This window comes from Sphingomonas anseongensis (genome assembly GCF_023516495.1).
In the GTDB taxonomy this organism is placed as follows: domain Bacteria; phylum Pseudomonadota; class Alphaproteobacteria; order Sphingomonadales; family Sphingomonadaceae; genus Sphingomicrobium; species Sphingomicrobium anseongensis.
The window spans coordinates 85,110-101,228 of sequence record NZ_JAMGBC010000001.1; the positions used below are offsets into that span (position 1 = coordinate 85,110).

Annotated in this window: 17 protein-coding genes; 9 read left to right on the forward strand and 8 right to left on the reverse strand. The window is 64.8% G+C overall.

Features of this window, described 5'->3' with window-relative positions; all coding sequences use genetic code 11:
* Positions 1-51: 51 nt before the first annotated feature.
* The 4 genes from glmS to alr all read left to right on the forward strand — a co-directional run bounded on the left by glmS (position 52) and on the right by alr (position 4,235).
* On the forward strand, positions 52-1,875 hold the full coding sequence (gene glmS, locus LZ519_RS00440) for a glutamine--fructose-6-phosphate transaminase (isomerizing) (protein WP_249866782.1): 1,824 nt from the start codon (positions 52-54) through the stop codon (positions 1,873-1,875).
* Positions 1,876-1,937: 62 nt separating this feature from the next.
* Positions 1,938-2,807 (forward strand): phytanoyl-CoA dioxygenase family protein, encoded by an 870-nt coding sequence (locus LZ519_RS00445; protein ID WP_249866783.1) that lies wholly within the window; start codon positions 1,938-1,940, stop codon positions 2,805-2,807.
* A 3-nt stretch (positions 2,808-2,810) separates the two neighbouring features.
* The gene (locus LZ519_RS00450) at positions 2,811-3,194 is read left to right on the forward strand and encodes a GFA family protein (RefSeq protein ID WP_249866784.1); all 384 of its coding nucleotides are present in this window, start codon (positions 2,811-2,813) and stop codon (positions 3,192-3,194) included.
* A gap of 9 nt (positions 3,195-3,203) precedes the next feature.
* Positions 3,204-4,235, forward strand: coding sequence for an alanine racemase (gene alr, locus LZ519_RS00455; RefSeq protein WP_249866785.1), 1,032 nt, complete (start codon positions 3,204-3,206; stop codon positions 4,233-4,235).
* Here the strand turns inward: alr and nth are convergent.
* From nth to LZ519_RS00480, 5 genes are all read right to left on the reverse strand, one after another.
* A complete protein-coding gene (gene nth, locus LZ519_RS00460; RefSeq protein WP_249866786.1) occupies positions 4,232-4,912 on the reverse strand; it encodes an endonuclease III in 681 nt (226 codons plus the stop codon). The two genes, alr and nth, sit on opposite strands and share 4 nt — an antisense overlap.
* On the reverse strand, positions 4,909-5,604 hold the full coding sequence (gene dapB, locus LZ519_RS00465) for a 4-hydroxy-tetrahydrodipicolinate reductase (protein ID WP_249866787.1): 696 nt from the start codon (positions 5,602-5,604) through the stop codon (positions 4,909-4,911). The genes nth and dapB overlap by 4 nt, the downstream gene beginning before the upstream one ends.
* Before the next feature lie 10 nt (positions 5,605-5,614).
* A complete protein-coding gene (locus tag LZ519_RS00470; protein ID WP_249866788.1) occupies positions 5,615-6,358 on the reverse strand; it encodes a DUF72 domain-containing protein in 744 nt (247 codons plus the stop codon).
* Between the two features lie 77 nt (positions 6,359-6,435).
* Positions 6,436-6,654, reverse strand: coding sequence for a CsbD family protein (locus LZ519_RS00475; protein ID WP_249866789.1), 219 nt, complete (start codon positions 6,652-6,654; stop codon positions 6,436-6,438).
* A 92-nt stretch (positions 6,655-6,746) separates the two neighbouring features.
* The gene (locus tag LZ519_RS00480; RefSeq protein ID WP_249866790.1) at positions 6,747-7,250 is read right to left on the reverse strand and encodes a YybH family protein; all 504 of its coding nucleotides are present in this window, start codon (positions 7,248-7,250) and stop codon (positions 6,747-6,749) included.
* An 81-nt stretch (positions 7,251-7,331) separates the two neighbouring features.
* On the opposite strand from LZ519_RS00480, the gene LZ519_RS00485 reads away from it, so the two are divergent.
* On the forward strand, positions 7,332-8,036 hold the full coding sequence (locus tag LZ519_RS00485; RefSeq protein WP_249866791.1) for an NAD-dependent deacylase: 705 nt from the start codon (positions 7,332-7,334) through the stop codon (positions 8,034-8,036).
* Here LZ519_RS00485 and era read toward each other — a convergent pair.
* From era to lepB, 3 genes are read right to left on the reverse strand one after another with little or no spacing between them, the layout of a single operon-like run.
* A complete protein-coding gene (gene era / locus LZ519_RS00490; RefSeq protein WP_249866792.1) occupies positions 8,033-8,935 on the reverse strand; it encodes a GTPase Era in 903 nt (300 codons plus the stop codon). The two genes, LZ519_RS00485 and era, sit on opposite strands and share 4 nt — an antisense overlap.
* Positions 8,932-9,594: a ribonuclease III gene (gene rnc / locus LZ519_RS00495; protein ID WP_249866793.1), complete on the reverse strand. Its 663-nt coding sequence runs from the start codon at positions 9,592-9,594 to the stop codon at positions 8,932-8,934. The genes era and rnc overlap by 4 nt, the downstream gene beginning before the upstream one ends.
* Positions 9,591-10,421, reverse strand: coding sequence for a signal peptidase I (gene lepB, locus LZ519_RS00500; RefSeq protein WP_249866794.1), 831 nt, complete (start codon positions 10,419-10,421; stop codon positions 9,591-9,593). Before lepB ends, rnc begins: the two co-directional genes overlap by 4 nt.
* A 75-nt stretch (positions 10,422-10,496) precedes the next feature.
* On the opposite strand from lepB, the gene pgi reads away from it, so the two are divergent.
* The 4 genes from pgi to LZ519_RS00520 are packed head-to-tail and all read left to right on the forward strand — an operon-like array spanning position 10,497 to position 16,119.
* Complete coding sequence (gene pgi, locus LZ519_RS00505; RefSeq protein WP_249866795.1) at positions 10,497-11,993, forward strand: glucose-6-phosphate isomerase; 1,497 nt, start codon at positions 10,497-10,499, stop codon at positions 11,991-11,993.
* Positions 11,994-13,334, forward strand: coding sequence for a glutathione-disulfide reductase (gorA, locus tag LZ519_RS00510; protein WP_249866796.1), 1,341 nt, complete (start codon positions 11,994-11,996; stop codon positions 13,332-13,334).
* The gene (locus LZ519_RS00515; RefSeq protein ID WP_249866797.1) at positions 13,331-14,920 is read left to right on the forward strand and encodes a phytoene desaturase family protein; all 1,590 of its coding nucleotides are present in this window, start codon (positions 13,331-13,333) and stop codon (positions 14,918-14,920) included. The genes gorA and LZ519_RS00515 overlap by 4 nt, the downstream gene beginning before the upstream one ends.
* Complete coding sequence (locus LZ519_RS00520) at positions 14,917-16,119, forward strand: CaiB/BaiF CoA transferase family protein (RefSeq protein ID WP_249866798.1); 1,203 nt, start codon at positions 14,917-14,919, stop codon at positions 16,117-16,119. Before LZ519_RS00515 ends, LZ519_RS00520 begins: the two co-directional genes overlap by 4 nt.

Sequence of the window (16,119 nt, forward strand, 5' to 3'; positions counted from 1 at the left end):
CTTGATGATGCATAGCGCGCGACGAGAAGCGGTCAAAGGAGCGGCCCTGTAATGTGCGGAATCGTTGGAATCGTCGGCAATAAGGAGGTCGCCGGACGGCTGTTCGATGGCTTGAAGCGGCTCGAATATCGCGGCTACGATTCCGCCGGAATCTGCACGATCGTCGATGGCGAGTTCAGCCGGCGCCGGGCGGAGGGTAAGCTCGACAACCTCAAGCGCGAGCTGGGCTCAGACCCGCTTCGGGGCTCGGTCGGGATCGCGCACACGCGCTGGGCGACCCACGGGGCACCGACGGTCGGCAATGCCCATCCGCACATCGTCGGTCCGGTGGCCCTGGTCCACAACGGGATCATCGAAAACTTCAAGCCGCTCCGTAACGAGCTGATGGCGCAAGGACGCAAGTTCGAAAGCGAGACCGACACCGAAGTTGTCGGCCATCTCGTTGCCCGCGAGGTGGAGAACGGCGCTTCGCCCGAGGAGGCGGTCGCCGCAGTCCTTCCCCGGCTGGTGGGCGCCTTTGCAATCGCCTTCCTGTTCCGCGACCATCCCGACCTCATCGTCGGCGCGCGCATGGGTGCGCCGCTGACCGTCGGCTACGGCGAGGGCGAGAATTACCTGGGTTCGGACGCGATCGCGGTTGCGCCTTGGACCCAGCGGATCGCCTATCTCGAGGAGGGCGATTGGGCGGTCGTTCGCCGCGACAGCATCCAGATCTTCGACCGCGACAATGCGCCCGTGGAGCGCGCCATCGTCGAATCCGGCGCGCAGTCCGCGCCGATCGATAAGGGCAATTACGCCCACTACATGCAGAAGGAGATCTTCGAGCAGCCGGTCGTGGTTGCCCAGACCCTCCAAAGCTACATCCGCCCGTTCGAAGGCGAGGTCGCTCTTCCGGACGTCGACTTCGACCTGGGTGCGGTGGACCGGCTGACGATCGTCGCCTGCGGCACCAGCTATTATGCTGGCCTCGTCGCAAAATATTGGATCGAGCAGTTTGCCCGGGTGCCCGTCGACATCGATGTCGCGTCCGAGTTCCGTTACCGCGACCCGGTACTGCAGCCGGGCGGCCTTGCCTTGTTCGTCAGCCAGTCGGGCGAGACCGCCGACACGTTGGCAGCGCTCCGCCACGCAAAGGTGCAGCAGCAGCGAATCGCGGTCGTCGTCAACGTTCCCACCAGCTCGATGGCTCGCGAGGCGGACCTCTTGCTTCCGACCCACGCGGGGCCGGAAATCGGGGTCGCGTCGACCAAAGCCTTCACCTGCCAGCTGGCAGTGCTCGCCGCGCTCGCGGCCAACTTCGCCTGCAAGCGGGGACAGATCGGCGCAAAGGATGAAAGGTCGATTGTGGCGGACCTTCAGCAGGTGCCCGCAGCGCTCAACGCGGCGCTTGGCCACGACGACGACATTGCAGCCATGGCGCACCTCATCGCTCCGGCGCGCGACGTCCTCTACCTTGGCCGCGGGCCCTATTATCCGATGGCCTTGGAAGGGGCGCTGAAGCTCAAGGAGATCAGCTACATCCACGCCGAGGGCTACGCCGCCGGCGAGATGAAGCACGGGCCGATCGCGCTCATCGACGAGGACGTGCCGGTGATCGTGCTCGCCCCGTCCGGCCCGCTTTTCGAGAAGACTGTCAGCAACATGCAGGAGGTCCGCGCCCGAGGCGGAAAGATCGTGCTGATCAGCGATTCCGAGGGCATCGAGGAAGCCGGCGATGGCTGCATCGCGACCATCGAAATGCCGAAGGTCCACCCGCTCATCGCGCCGATCGTTTATGCCGTCCCCGTGCAGCTTCTGGCCTATCACACGGCGGTGCTAAAAGGCACCGACGTCGACCAGCCGCGCAACCTCGCCAAGAGCGTCACCGTCGAATAGCCGAAAAAAACTGGCAATCTCAAATGCTTCCATTATCCTGATCGCAGGGGTGGAGGCGAGTCATGGGTTACCCTCAGCCGCTTAGGCTTCGCGGCGCCGAGGTCGAGCAAGCACATGTGGCTGCGTTCCTGAGCGAAGGATATGCCGTCATTCGCGGGCTCTTTTCGCCGGACGAGGTCGCGAAGATCGCTGCTGCCAGCGACCAATTATATGCGGAAGGGATCGGCCATGGCCGAAGCTTCCGGCACGGCAATCTGTTCTACAATGTCGCTGAGTCGGCAGCCGGCGAGCCGCTGGTGAGGATGGTTCAATGGCCATCCTACCATCAGCCGGTGCTCGACCGGGTCCGCCTCGACCGCAGGATTGCCGCCATCCTCGAGCCACTGATCGGCCCGAACCTCAAGCAAATCATCAACCAGGTTCACTGGAAGGCCCCCGGTTCGCTTGGCGACTTCGCCTGGCACCAGGACAGCCGTTCCCGCCGTCCGGCGTCGGCCTACCGCAACCTCGCCGATTCCTATGTGCAGACCGGTCTCGCCATCGACCCGCATGGGCCTGAATCCGGGGGCATGCGGTTCATCCCGAGGAGCCACCTTCGCGGCGACCTTGGAATGGACTGCTCGAAGAAGGCGCTCGGAACGCCGCTCCAGGACGAGGCTCTCGAAGCGGTCGGGCTGTCCGGAGCGGACGCCATCGACCTGATGCTGGAGCCCGGCGACGTAGCTCTCTGGAGCCCTTATCTGGTGCATGGCTCGGGCAGCAACCGCTCGAACCACAAGCGCCGTTTTTACATCAACGGCTATGTCCGCGCCGGGGATTGCGACCGCGGCGAGTGGGCGTTCCGAGGCGGGCGGGCGGTGCCGCTCGGCCCCATTCCGGCGCTGGTCCATTACGAAGAGCTTCGCGAGAGACCCGAACCGCATTACGTCTAGGGTATGAAAGCCTCAGGTGGTTGCCATTGCGGAGCGGTTCGGTTCGAGGCGGAGCTTCCGGAGCCGCCGGTTCCCGCGCTCGACTGCAACTGCTCGGTGTGCAGCATGACCGGCTTCCTTCACATCGTCGTTCCGCACACTGAGTTCGAGCTGATCAGCGGCCGGGACGCGCTGAAGAGCTACCGCTTCGGGACGGGCACCGCCGAGCATCTCTTTTGCGGCAATTGCGGAGTGAAGAGCTTCTACCAGCCGCGCTCGCATCCGGACGCGTGGAGCGTCAACGCACATTGCCTCGATGAGCCGCTGGAGCTGGCGGTTGAGCAATTTGACGGCCGGAATTGGGGCCAGGCGAAGGCCAACCTCGACGCAAAGCAAGCTGGCCGCTAGTCCGCCGCGATGCATCGCCCGCTTCGCCTGAGGCTCGATCGAGCCGCGCTCAAGCACAATTTCCGCTGGCTCGAAGATCGCGCGGGCGTTCCCGCCGGCGCGGCAATCAAGGCCGACGGCTATGGCATCGGCGCCGCGGAAACGATGCGTGCTTTCCACGAGGCGGGGTGCCGCACCTTCTTCGTTTCCACCTACGCCGAGGCCGAGGCGCTGGGGCCGGTGCCCGATGACAGTGCGTTGGTCGTCCTGCACGGCGTCGCCGCCGAAGATTCGGAGGCCGCGCGACAGTCGAATGCGCGGCCCGTGCTCAATAGCGTTACCCAGGTCGGACGCTGGAAGGAGATCGCTCCGGATCGAGCGTGCGACGTTATGATCGACACCGGGATGAACCGGCTCGGCCTCAGTCCGGACGAGATCGGCGTCCTCGACGGCCTGTCGATCGACACCCTGCACAGCCACCTCGCCTGCGCGGACGAGGATTCGCCGATGAATGGCCGACAGCTTTCGATATTTCGCGAAATCGCGGCTGCAGTTCCGGCGAGGCGCTACGCGATTGCCAATTCGGCCGGCATCTGCCTCGGCCGGGACTACAGCTTCGACCTCGTCCGCCCCGGCCTCGCCCTCTATGGAGGCGTCCCAAGGAGCGAGGCGGAAGGACAGATCCGCCAGGTCGCGCGCGTCGATGCGCAGGTCGTCCAGAGGCGCACGATCCATGCCGGCGAAAGCTGCGGCTACGGCGCCACTTTCATGGCCTCCGCGCAGACTGAGGCCGTCATCATCAACGTCGGCTATGCGGACGGCTATCTTCGCGGATTCTCGTCGAGCGGCTCCGCCTTCGCGGCTGAATTCGCTCTCCCAGTGCTTGGCCGAGTGTCGATGGATCTCGTCGCGCTCGGCTGCGATGCATCGCCCGACCTGAAGGAAGGCGACTGGGTCGAGCTCGACTACGACCTTCCGACGGCGTCCGAAGCCTCCAGGCTCAGCCAGTATGAGCTTCTGACGACTCTCGGTTCGCGCTTCGAGCGGGTGTGGACGAGCTAAGCGGCACGTCCCCCAGACGTGCCTGGCTTCGCTCGTGCCTTCGGCGCCGGGGTCTTCGGCTCGTAGCGGCACAGGTCGATCACGGGGCACCGCCAGCATTCTGGAGTCCGCGCCTTGCAGGTGTAGCGTCCGTGAAGGATGAGCCAGTGGTGGGCGTCTCGGCGGAACGGCTGCGGGACGATCTTCTCGAGCTTCGCTTCGACCTCTTCGGGCGTCTTTCCGGGTGCGAGGCCGGTCCGATTCCCGACGCGGAACACGTGCGTGTCGACCGCGAAGGTCTCCTCGCCGAACGCGGTGTTCAGCACCACGTTCGCTGTCTTACGCCCGACGCCCGGAAGCTTCTGGAGGTCCTCGCGGGTGCGCGGCACCTCGCCGCCGTGATCGCGGATCAGTGCCTCGGATAAGGCAATCACGTTCTTCGACTTCGTGTTGAACAGGCCGATCGTCTTGATCGCGTCGCGCAGGTCATCCTCGCCGAGCGCGACCATCTGGGCCGGCGTGCGCACTTTCTCGAACAGCGGCCGGCAGGCGATGTTCACGCTCGCGTCGGTCGCCTGGGCGGAAAGCACCACCGCGACCAGCAACTGATAGGGATTGCCGGATTCGAGCTCGGTCGTCGGGGAAGGATTATCCTCCGCCAGACGACGGAAGAATTCGAAAACTTCCGCCTTTTTCACAGCGATTGGATGACGTCGCGCATCGAATAGAGGCCTGCAGGCTTGCCCGCGAGGAAGCGAGCCGCCGCAAGCGCTCCGCGGGCGAAGATCATCCGGCTTTCAGCGCGGTGCGACAGGATCAGCCGCTCGTCCGCTCCGGCGAAGATCACGTCATGCTCGCCCGCGACCGTTCCGCCGCGAATGGACGCGAAACCGATAGCGCCCTCCTGCCTCTTGAGACCGGTGCCGTCGCGTCCTCGCTCCGCATTGAGCGGCGTGCCGCGCCCCTTTACGGCGGCTTCGCCCAGAGCGAGCGCGGTCCCCGAAGGCGCGTCCGCCTTCATTCGGTGGTGCATTTCGACGATCTCAATGTCCCAATCGGGCCCTAGCGCCTTGCCGGCGCGCTCGACGAGGTCGAGCAGCACTGCAACGCCGAGCGACGTGTTTGCAGCTCGAAGCACTGCGATCTTCTTCGAAGCATCGGCGATCAGCCGGTCTGCGTCGGGTCCGAGGCCGGTCGTTCCTATGAGGATCGGGATGCCGGCCTCAACGGCCTTTGACAGGCTGGCGCCGAGCGCGTCGGGTGCCGAGAAGTCGATCAGAACATCGCCATCGTCGGCAATTTCGAAACCCCGGGTTTCGGCGGCCGCAGCCGCAATCGCCTGGCCCATGCGGCCATTCGGGGCGAACAGGCTGATGCGGACAGTGGCCATCGCCGGTTTGTTAGCCGAGCCGCTCCTGCAGGGCCAGCGCGGCCGCTGGCGCCCGAACCTTGGCTCCGTTGATCATGAATATGTAGGCGTCCCGGCCGTCCGCCCATCGCTTCGCGCGTTTCGCGAATTCATCCAGCTTTTCGTCGGAATAACCGGTGGGAATTTCCGCGTTCATGCATTGCAATCGGGCGTAGGCGAAGTCCGCCGTGTCGGCCTCTACACATGGGTATTCGTTCGAATCTGCGAACACGATCGCAATATTCCGAGCGCGGCATAGCTCGTAGAAGCGCTCGTCGCGAAAGCTGTCGTGCCGAGGTTCGATGGCGTGTCGAAGAGCAGTTCCATCGATTTCCCTGGGTAGTAGCTCGACGAAGGCGGCGATGTCTCCCGGCGCGAATTTTCGGCGAGGGTGAAATTGCCAAAGGATCGGCCCAAGTTTCGGGCCTAACGCTGCAAATCCCTGGGAGAAGAAATTGCCGATGCCTTCCGCACCTTCGGCCAGGTTTGACCGCATCACGCAGAAGCGCGAGCCTTTCACCGCGAACTGGAAGCCCGCCGGTACTGTCTCCGCCCACTTCTCCCAGCGCTTCGGGCTTTGCCGGCCATAGAAAGTCGCGTTGATCTCGATCGCTCCGACCTGTCGCGATGCATATTCGAGTTCACGCTTCTGCGGCAGGTCGGGCGGATAAAAGGCCCCGCGCCACGGCGGATAGGTCCAGCCGCCGATTCCGATACGGATGTTCCCGCGCGCCATCGCGGCGACAATAGCGCTCAAGAAAATAGGGCGGAAGCTTGCGCCTCCGCCCTACGTTCAGCTTGCGTGTTCAAGCATTAGATATCGTCGTCGCGATCGTCCGTGAGGTCGCGCGCTTCGTCCTTGATGCTGCCCCAAGCGTTCTGGAGCTTGCCCTCGGCCTGGTCGGCCTGGCCTTCGCGCTTCAATTTCTCGTCGCCGAACAGCGCTCCGGCGCCTTCCTTCATCCGGCCGCCGGTTTGCTTCATGCTGCCTTCGGTCCGATCTTCATCGATCATGCGGTCGCGGTCGTTCATCGATTTTCTCCTGTATTTCTTGTTGTTTAAAGAACGATACAGGAGACCGTTGGTTCGGCGTCCTGCCGTCCCCAACTGTCGTTCCGGCCCGCTTACGGCAGCGCGGTCGCCCTCTGCGCGACCTGCGGTGCACCCGGCGCCGTAAAGTCTTCAACGGCCTTCCAGCTTCCGTCCGACTGCTTCTGCCAGACGGTGAGATAATATCCGGTCGTCATCTCGGGCTTCTTCGTCGCCGGATTGGTCATCGTCAGCGTGTAATGCCCGCGCGAATAGGCAAGGTCGCCCGACTGAGCGACCTGGATGCGGTTGGCCTCGAACGCGACCTTCAGGTGCGGATCCGATGCGAATTGCGCCGTCGCTTTCTGAAGTGCCTCCTTGCCCCGGACCAGGTCCGAGCCGGCATTAGCCAGCGCTCCGTCGTCCGCGTACATCGCGGCTAGCCCGGCCGCGTCGTGCTTGTTGTAAGCCTCGTTCCACCGCGCCTCCTGCTGCTGGATCTGAAGCTTGATCCCGTCGGTGTCAGCCTTGGGCGCCTGCTGGGTGCAGGCAGCGATCGACAGCGCCGCGGCGATTGCGGCTGCGGATTTGATGGTCATGGCTTGGCTCCCCCTGATGGCGAAGACAATCATGGACGGGCGAGTCGCGCAAGGCGCGCGCTCTGCTAAGCGGCAGGAGGAATGGCGGACGATATCCACAACATCGTGATCCTGACCGGCGCCGGAGTGTCCGCCGAGAGCGGGCTTGCCACTTTCCGCGGCCCCGATGGCCTATGGGAAGGACACAGGGTGGAGGACGTCGCCACGCCGGAGGCTTTCGCCCGCGATCCGGATCTCGTGCATGGCTTCTACGATGCCCGGCGTGAGAAGCTGCGCACGGTCGAGCCCAATGCGGCGCACAAGGCGCTGGCTCGGCTGGATGAGCAATGGCCGGGCGAGCTCCTGCTCGTCACCCAGAACGTCGACGACCTTCACGAGCGGGCAGGGTCGAAGCGCCTGCTCCATATGCACGGCGAGCTCACCAGCGGCTGGTGCCTTCGCTGCAATGAGCGGTTCGGGTGGAGCGGCCCCATGGGAATGAGCGCGGAATGCCCGGGCTGCGGAACTGCCGGATTGGTCCGCCCCGACATCGTGTGGTTCGGCGAAATGCCCTACGAGATGGAGCGGATCGACGAGGCGCTTCGACGCTGCGACCTGTTCGTGTCGATCGGGACCTCCGGGGCCGTCTATCCCGCGGCAGGTTTCGTCCAGACCGCGAGCTATAGCGGCGCCCGAACGCTGGAGATGAACCTGGAGCCCAGCCTTGGAAGCTTTCTGTTCGACGAAAGCCGTACGGGGCCCGCGGGCGAGCTGGTGCCTGCCTGGGTGGACGAGATCCTCGGCTAGTCAGACCACTCCAGGCCCATTTCCCGAAAGACGGAACGGTCCTCACCCCATTTGGGGTTCACCTTCACGTGCAGGAACAAATGCACCTTTCGGCCGAGGTGCTGGGAGATGGCCTCGCGGGCGTTCTGCCCGATCTCCTTCAGCCGCCGCCCGCCCTTGCCGATGACGATCGCCTTCTGGCTGTCGCGCTCGACCAGGATCTGCTGGCGGATTTCGGTCGATCCGTCCGGCCGGTCCTCCCACGTCTCGGTCTCGACCACCGACGCGTAGGGCAGCTCCTGGTGAAGCTGCTCGTAGATCTGCTCGCGGGTCAGCTCGGAAGCGATCATCCGGTCCGTCGCGTCGGACACCTCATCCGCCGGGTATAGCCAAGGGCCGGCCGGCATGGCTTGCGCAAGCGCCACCTTCACGTCGGCGACGCCGTCGCCCTGGGCTGCGCTGATCATGAAGACCTGCTCGGGGTTCAACCGCTCGGTCAGCGAGGTGGCCAGCCCTAGCAGTTGGTCCTTTTTCACCAGGTCGATCTTGTTGAGCGCGACGAACAGAGGATGCTGCCGCTTCTCGAGGCCCGCGATCGCTCGCTCGACCTCCGCGCCGATGCGCGCCGATGCGTCGACAACCAAAAGGATCAAGTCCGCGTCTTCGGCGCCGCTCCATGCCGCCTGCACCATCGCCCGGTCCAGACGACGCTTCGGCTGGAAGATGCCGGGCGTGTCGACCAGCAGGATCTGGGTCTCGCCCTCGATGGCAATGCCCATCAAGCGCGCTCGGGTCGTCTGCGCCTTGGCGCTGACGATAGCGACCTTCTGGCCGACCAGCGCATTGACCAGAGTCGACTTGCCAGCGTTGGGCGCGCCGATGACCGCCGCGAAGCCCGATCGTGTTTGTGAATCGCTCATTGCAGCTTCGACAACAAAGCTTTCGCCGCCTCGGTTTCCGCTTCCTGCTTGCTCGATCCTTCGGCCTCGGCCTCTCCCAGGCCCTGGATCGATACGCGGACGGTGAATCGCGGCGCGTGGTGCAGCCCCGTTCGCGAAACCACCTCATAATTGGGGTTGGGCAGTTCGCGCGCGGCGGCCAACTCCTGCAGCGCCGACTTCGCATGCTTCGGCGCGCGCTGCTGTCCTTCGATCAGTGGCGCCCATCGCGCCCGGATCAGCGCTTCCGCTGCATCCAGCCCGCCCTCGAGATAGATGGCCCCGATCAGCGCCTCGACCACGTCGCCGACGACATTGTCGCTCCAGTTCGCATTGTCGTCTCGTGCCTGCTTGCCCAGGCGGATGACGGCGGGCAGACCCATTTCGCGGCCGATGTCGCTGCAGGTGACGCGGTCGACCAACGTGTTGAACCGTCGCGACAGATTGCCTTCGGGCTCGTCGGGAAAGCGCTCGTAGAGCCAGCGGGCCACGACCAGGCCGAGCACCCGGTCGCCGAGGAATTCCAGCCGCTCGTAATTGGCGCCGCGCTTGCTCGAATGGGTCAGCGCGGCCTCGAACAGTGAGGTGTCCTTCGGCTCATGGCCGAGGGAGGCGATGAAGTGGGCGATGTCTTCGCTCATTTGCTGTTCGGGGACAGACCGTCGCCGATCCGGCCGCCGCGAAGGGCGGTGAACCAGGTCCACGGCTTGAGATAGCTCGAGCTTCCGTCGGTCGACCAGAAGATCATCGTCGCCCGTCCAACGATATTCTCCAGCGGTACGAAGCCGATCCCGCCCTCCGCCTCGGAGAAGCGGCTGTCGAGGCTATCGTCGCGATTGTCGCCCATAAGGAAGGCGTGGCCGGCCGGGATTCTGACCGGGCCGAAATTGTCCGCCATCGTGCCTTCCACCTGATCGAGCACGCGATAGCTCGCTCCGTTGGGGAGGGTCTCCACATAGCTTCGGTACACGCATTGAGCCCCTTGAGACGGTGTGACCGGCGCGCCTTGCGGAGCGATCCGGCGGCAGGGGCTGTTGGCGGAAACAGGGATGCTGGTGGAGCCCATCTGCCCTCGAGCTACCGGCTTGCCGTTGAGGATGACGACGCCGTCGCGGACCGCGACTGTGTCTCCGGGAAGACCGATCAGGCGCTTCACATAATCCTCGCTCTCCCTGCCGGGCGGCACGAACACGACAACGTCGCCGCGCTCCGGGAGGCTCGCGAACACGCGGCCCTTGATCGGAGGGAATTGCAAGGGGAAGCTGTAGCGGGACAGTCCGTAGGGCCACTTCGCGACGACCAGGTAATCGCCGATGTAGAGCGCCGGAAGCATCGAGCCCGACGGGATGCTGAACGGAGCGAACACCAGGCTCCTGAACAGCCAGGCGATGACCGCGACCGTCAGGACGAAGCGAAACAGGCTTCCACGCTCGGATTTGGCGGTCTTGCGGGATCGCGATCGGTTCATCGCGCGCTTCTTGAGGTGCGGGGGCTGAACGTCAAGCTATGGCAATATCGCGCGCCGCCGGTATGACGCTCGCCAATGGCGACGGACCCGTGGAAGAGCATCGATGCGCAGCCGGTCGAGCGGCTCGACGACCTCTTTCGCTCGGACCCCGAACGGCTCCACCATTTCTGCTGGACCCTGGGCGGCATCACCTTCGACTGGTCGAAGACCCATCTCAGTCAGCCGCTGCTCGACAGGTTCGTCGAACTTTCCATCCGGCAGAAGTTCGACGAGGCACGGGAGGCGTTCTTCGCGGGCGGGGAGGTGAATCCTACCGAGGGGCGTTCCGCCGACCACCCGGCTGAGCGCGGCTCTGGCAATCCCGAAGCGGTTCAGCTCGCCGCCGTCCGGCGCCTGCGGATGCGCGCGGTAATTGACGCCATCGAAGCTGGCGCTTTCGGCGATATCAGCGGCGTTCTTCATATCGGTATCGGCGGCTCGGTCCTCGGCCCGGAGCTTCTGGTCGATGCGCTCTGCACCCGCACGTCCGCGCTGAAGCTCCGATTCCTCTCCAACATCGATCCCAACGCCTTCGACAGGGCAATTGAAGATCTCGACCCCGCGACAACCCTCATCGTCGCGGCATCGAAGACCTTCACGACCGCCGAGACGCTATCCAACCTCTCCGCCGCCCTCGAATGGCTCAGCCGCGGCGGTGTCGACGATCCGTACGGCCGCTTGATCGCCGTCACCGCCGCGCCCCAGGCCGCGCTCGACGCCGGCGTCGACGAAAGCCGGATCCTGCAATTCTCCGAAGGCGTCGGCGGCCGCTATTCGCTGTGGAGCGCGGTGTCCGTCTCCCCCGCTCTCGCGCTCGGCTGGGACAGCTTCGAGGAGCTTCTCGAAGGGGCGGCCGAGATGGACCGGCATTTCCGCTACTCTGCGCCCGCCGAGAACGTGCCTCTGATCGCCGCCTTCGCCGACCTTCTTTACACGCAAAAGCTCGGCGCCCGGACTCGCGCAGTCATCCCCTACGACGAGCGCCTTCGCCTCCTGGTCCCCTACCTCCAGCAGCTGGAGATGGAATCGAACGGCAAGTCGGTCACGGCGGCGGGCGAGCCCGTCGGCCGTCCGACTGCTCCGGTCGTTTGGGGCGGTGTCGGGACAGACGCCCAGCACGCCGTCTTCCAGCTGCTCCACCAGGGGACGGCGCTGATCCCTGTGGAATTCCTCGCCGTCATTCGCGACGACAGCGCTCTTCCCGATCATCACCGCCAGCTTCTCCTCAACGCCTTCGCCCAGGGCGCGGCGCTGATGCGCGGGCAAAGGAGCGACGATCCGCACCGAAACTATGAGGGCAACCGCCCGAGCTCGACGATCCTCCTCGACCGGCTGGACGCCCGCAGCCTCGGCGCTCTGCTAGCCTTCTATGAGCACAGGACCTTCGCCAGCGCCGTCCTACTGGGCATCAACCCATTCGACCAGTTCGGAGTGGAGCTGGGCAAGGCAATCGCGCGCGACCTTGCGGAAGGGGACGGGGACGACGATCTGGACCCGTCGACGCGGGCACTGATGGAAAGAGCGGCACTGTAGATGGCAGACTTCGACCTCTTCGTGATCGGTGCCGGATCGGGCGGGGTGCGCGCTTCGCGCATCGCCGCGGCGCACGGCGCTCGGGTGGCCGTCGCCGAAGAATTTCGAGTCGGCGGCACATGCGTGATCCGCGGCTGCGTTCCCAAGAAGCTGCTCGTTTTCGGCTCGCAATTCGCCGAAGACATCAATGACGCCGCGATGTTCGGCTGGGACATTCCGAAGAAGACCTTCAATTGGCAGGTGCTTCGCGACAATGTGCTCGCCGAAGTGACGCGCATTGAAGGCGCCTACACGGACACGCTGAACAATCACGAGGTCGAAATCTTCCACGAGCGCGCCGTGATCACCGGGCCGAACTCGGTCCGGCTGGCCTCCGGAAGAGACATCACCGCCGGCAAGATCCTGATTGCGACGGGCGCCCGACCGCAGATGCTCGACATCCCTGGGATCGAGCATGCGATCAGCTCCAACGAGACCTTCCATCTGGAGGAGGTGCCCAAGCGCATCGTCATCGTCGGCGGGGGCTATATCGCCAATGAATTCGCCGGCATCTTCAACGAGCTGGGATCGAGGGTCACCCTCGTGAACCGGACCGACGTTCTCCTTCGCGGCTATGACCAGCAGATCGTCGATCGGCTCATCCAGATTTCGATCCGCAAGGGCATCGACTTCAAGTTCAACGCGCGGATCGACAAGATCGAAAAGCTCGCAAATGGCCGCCTGAAGCTGACGATGACCGGCTGCGACAATATCGAGGCCGACCAGCTGTTGATCGCCGCAGGCCGCCTGCCGAACACCCAAGGCCTGGGCTGTGAGGACGTCGGCGTCGAGCTGGGCCATCATGGCGCCGTCAAGGTGGACCACGACAACCGGTCTTCGGTGGATTCCATCTTCGCGGTCGGCGACGTGACAAATCGCGTTCAGCTGACTCCGGTTGCCATTCGCGAGGGGCAGGCCTTCGCCGACACCTTCTTCGGCAACGCCCCGACCCGCGTCGATTATGATTGCATTCCATCCGCCGTCTTTAGCCATCCCCCGATCGCCTCGGTCGGAATGACGGAAGGGCAGGCTCGGGAGGCGCTTGGGGTGGTGCGGACCTATACGTCCGACTTCCGCGCGATGAAGAATGTCCTCGCGGGGCGCAACGAGCGCTCGCTCTACAAGCTCGTGGTCGATGAGGGCAGCGACCGGATCGTCGGAGTCCACATGATCGGCCCCGACGCTCCTGAAATCCTGCAGGCGGCGGCAATTGCGGTGAAGGCGGGGCTGAAGAAGTCCGATTTCGACGCCACGATCGCCCTGCACCCGACGATGGCCGAAGAATTGGTGCTGATGCGTTGAGCCAGCACGCGATCATCATCGGCGCCGGGCACAATGGCCTTACCTGCGCATTCTACCTCGCCCGCAAGGGGCTGAAGGTCACCATCCTCGAGGCCTCGGATCGGATCGGCGGCGCTGCGGTCACCGACGAGTTCCTCCCCGGGTTCAGGAACTCCGCGGCCAGCTACACGGTCAGCCTTCTGCAGCCCAAGGTCATCCGTGACATGGAGCTGGAACGGCACGGGCTGAAGGTTGTGCTCAGGAAGCGCGACAATTTCCTGCCCGGCGACGACGATTACCTTCTGGCGGGCCGCGGCGGCCTGACCCGTAAGGAGATCAAGCGGCTCAATCCGGCGGATGCTGAAGGGTACGACCGGTATATCGCCGAGCTCGAGATCGTAGTCCGGCTGCTCAAGAAGTGGCTGCTTCGAGCGCCGCCGAACGTCGGGCGCAAGGTCAGCGCCTTGCCCAAGCTGCTGAGCCTCGGCCGCGACATGGCGGGCCTGTCGCTGGCCGAAACCCGGACGGTGTTCGATTTCGCCATGAAGAGCGAAGGCGAGATCCTCGACCGCCACTTCAAGGGCGATTTGGCAAAGGCGCTGTTCGGCTTCGACGGGGTCGTCGGAAACTTCGCCTCACCTTACGATTCCGGTACAGCCTACGTTCTGCTTCATCACCTATTTGGTGAGGCTGCGGGAGTGGAGGGCGCTTGGGGACACGCGATCGGTGGAATGGGCTCAATCACCCAGGCAATGGCCCGCGCATGCCGCGAAAAGGGCGTCGACATCGTCCTCAACACGCCGGTCGAGGAGCTGATCGTCGAGCGCGGCCGCGCGGTGGGCGTCGTCGCCGGCGGCAAGGCGGTGCGGGCGCCGATCGTCGTTGCCGGCGTCAATCCCAAGCTCCTGTTCGACCGGCTCGTGCCCGATGGAGCCGTGGAGCCTGACGTCGCTTCGCGAATGCACGCGTGGAAGTGCGAAAGCGCGACCTTCCGAATGAACGTCGCGTTGTCGGAGCTTCCCAAGTTCACCGTCCTTCCCAAGAAGGGCGACCATCTCACCGCCGGAATCATCATGGCGCCAAGCCTCGCTTACATGGACCGCGCCTATGTCGATGCGCGGGTGAACGGCTGGTCGAAGAAGCCGGTGATCGAGATGCTGATCCCCTCGACGTTGGATCCGAGCCTTGCGCCGAAGGGCAAGCATGTGGCGTCGCTCTTCTGCCAGCATTTCCGCTACGATCTCGGCCCGGACAGGAGCTGGGACAAGGAGCGTGAGGCCGCTGCCGACGCCATCATCGCGACGGTGGATTCGCACGCTCCGGGGTTCGCGAAGTCGGTGCTCGGCCGCCAGATCCACTCTCCCCTGGACCTCGAGCGCCGCTTCGGCCTGATCGGCGGTGACATCTTCCACGGCAAGATGGGCCTCGACCAATTGTTCAGCGCCCGGCCGATGCTCGGCGCGGCCGATTACCGGATGCCGTTAAAGGGCCTCTATTTGTGTGGGTCGGGAGCGCATCCCGGCGGGGGGGTGACAGGGGCGCCAGGCCACAACGCGGCACAGGCGATCCTCGCCGACAGGCGGCCCTGGTCAAGGCGGCAGCGGTGAACGCTCCGCTCGCGGGCGTCCGGGTCCTCGATCTCAGCCGGGTTCTCGCGGGTCCGTGGTGCACGCAGCTTCTCGCCGACCTCGGCGCCGACGTGATCAAGATCGAGCGGCCGGGCGCAGGCGACGACACCCGCCACTGGGGCCCGCCCTGGCACGAGCTCAACGGCCACAAGGTCGCCGCGTATTTCCTCTCCGCCAACCGCGGCAAGCGCTCCGCCGCCATCGATTTCGCTAGTGAAGAGGGCGCGGCGCTGGTCCGGAAACTTGCCGGCCAGGCCGATGTGGTCGTCGAAAATTTCAAGGTCGGCGGCCTGGCCAGGTTCGGCCTCGACGCTGCGTCGCTGCGAACGCTCAATCCGCGACTCATCGTCGCCTCGATCACCGGTTTCGGCCAGGACGGCCCCTATGCCGCCCGCGCGGGATACGATTACATAATCCAGGGCATGGGCGGCCTCATGAGCATCACCGGCAAGCCCGACGATGAGCCCGGAGGCGAGCCCCTGCGGGTAGGCGTTGCGGTCGCCGATTTGTTCACCGGCATGTACACGGCAGTCGCAATCCTCTCCGCGCTCTACCGTCGCGAGAAAACGGAGGAGGGCGCGCATATCGACATGGCGCTGTTCGACACTCAGCTGGCGATGCTGGCGAACCAGGCATCGAATGCCCTGATCGGCGGTGAGGACCCGCCGAGACAGGGGAATACACACCCGAATATCGTGCCCTACCAGACCTTCGAAGCGTCCGACCAACGCATCATCATCGCCGTCGGCAACGACCGCCAGTTCGCTCGCCTGGCGGCGCTCTGCGGCCATTCCGGCTGGGTGGAGGACGAGCGCTTCGCCAATAACAGCGCGCGGGTAGCTCACCGGAAGGAAATGGTCGCCGCCGTTGCCGAGTGCATAAGCCGCAAACCGGCGGCCGAATGGCTCGATCGGCTGGAGGAGGCCGGAATCCCCGCCGGTCCGATCAACACGATCAGCCAGGCGCTCGCGGACGTGCAGGCGCAGCACCGGGCGATGGTTCGGACGATTGCCGGAACGCCGATGGTCGGCTCACCCGTCAGAATGGACGGCGAGCGTCTGGATTCGGACCTGCCGCCGCCGGCGCTCGGCCAGCATACGGGCGAGGTACTTCAGGAACTCGGCGTTTCGCCAGCCGAAATGGAACGTCTCAGCCGCGAAGGGATCGTCGGCGGCTGA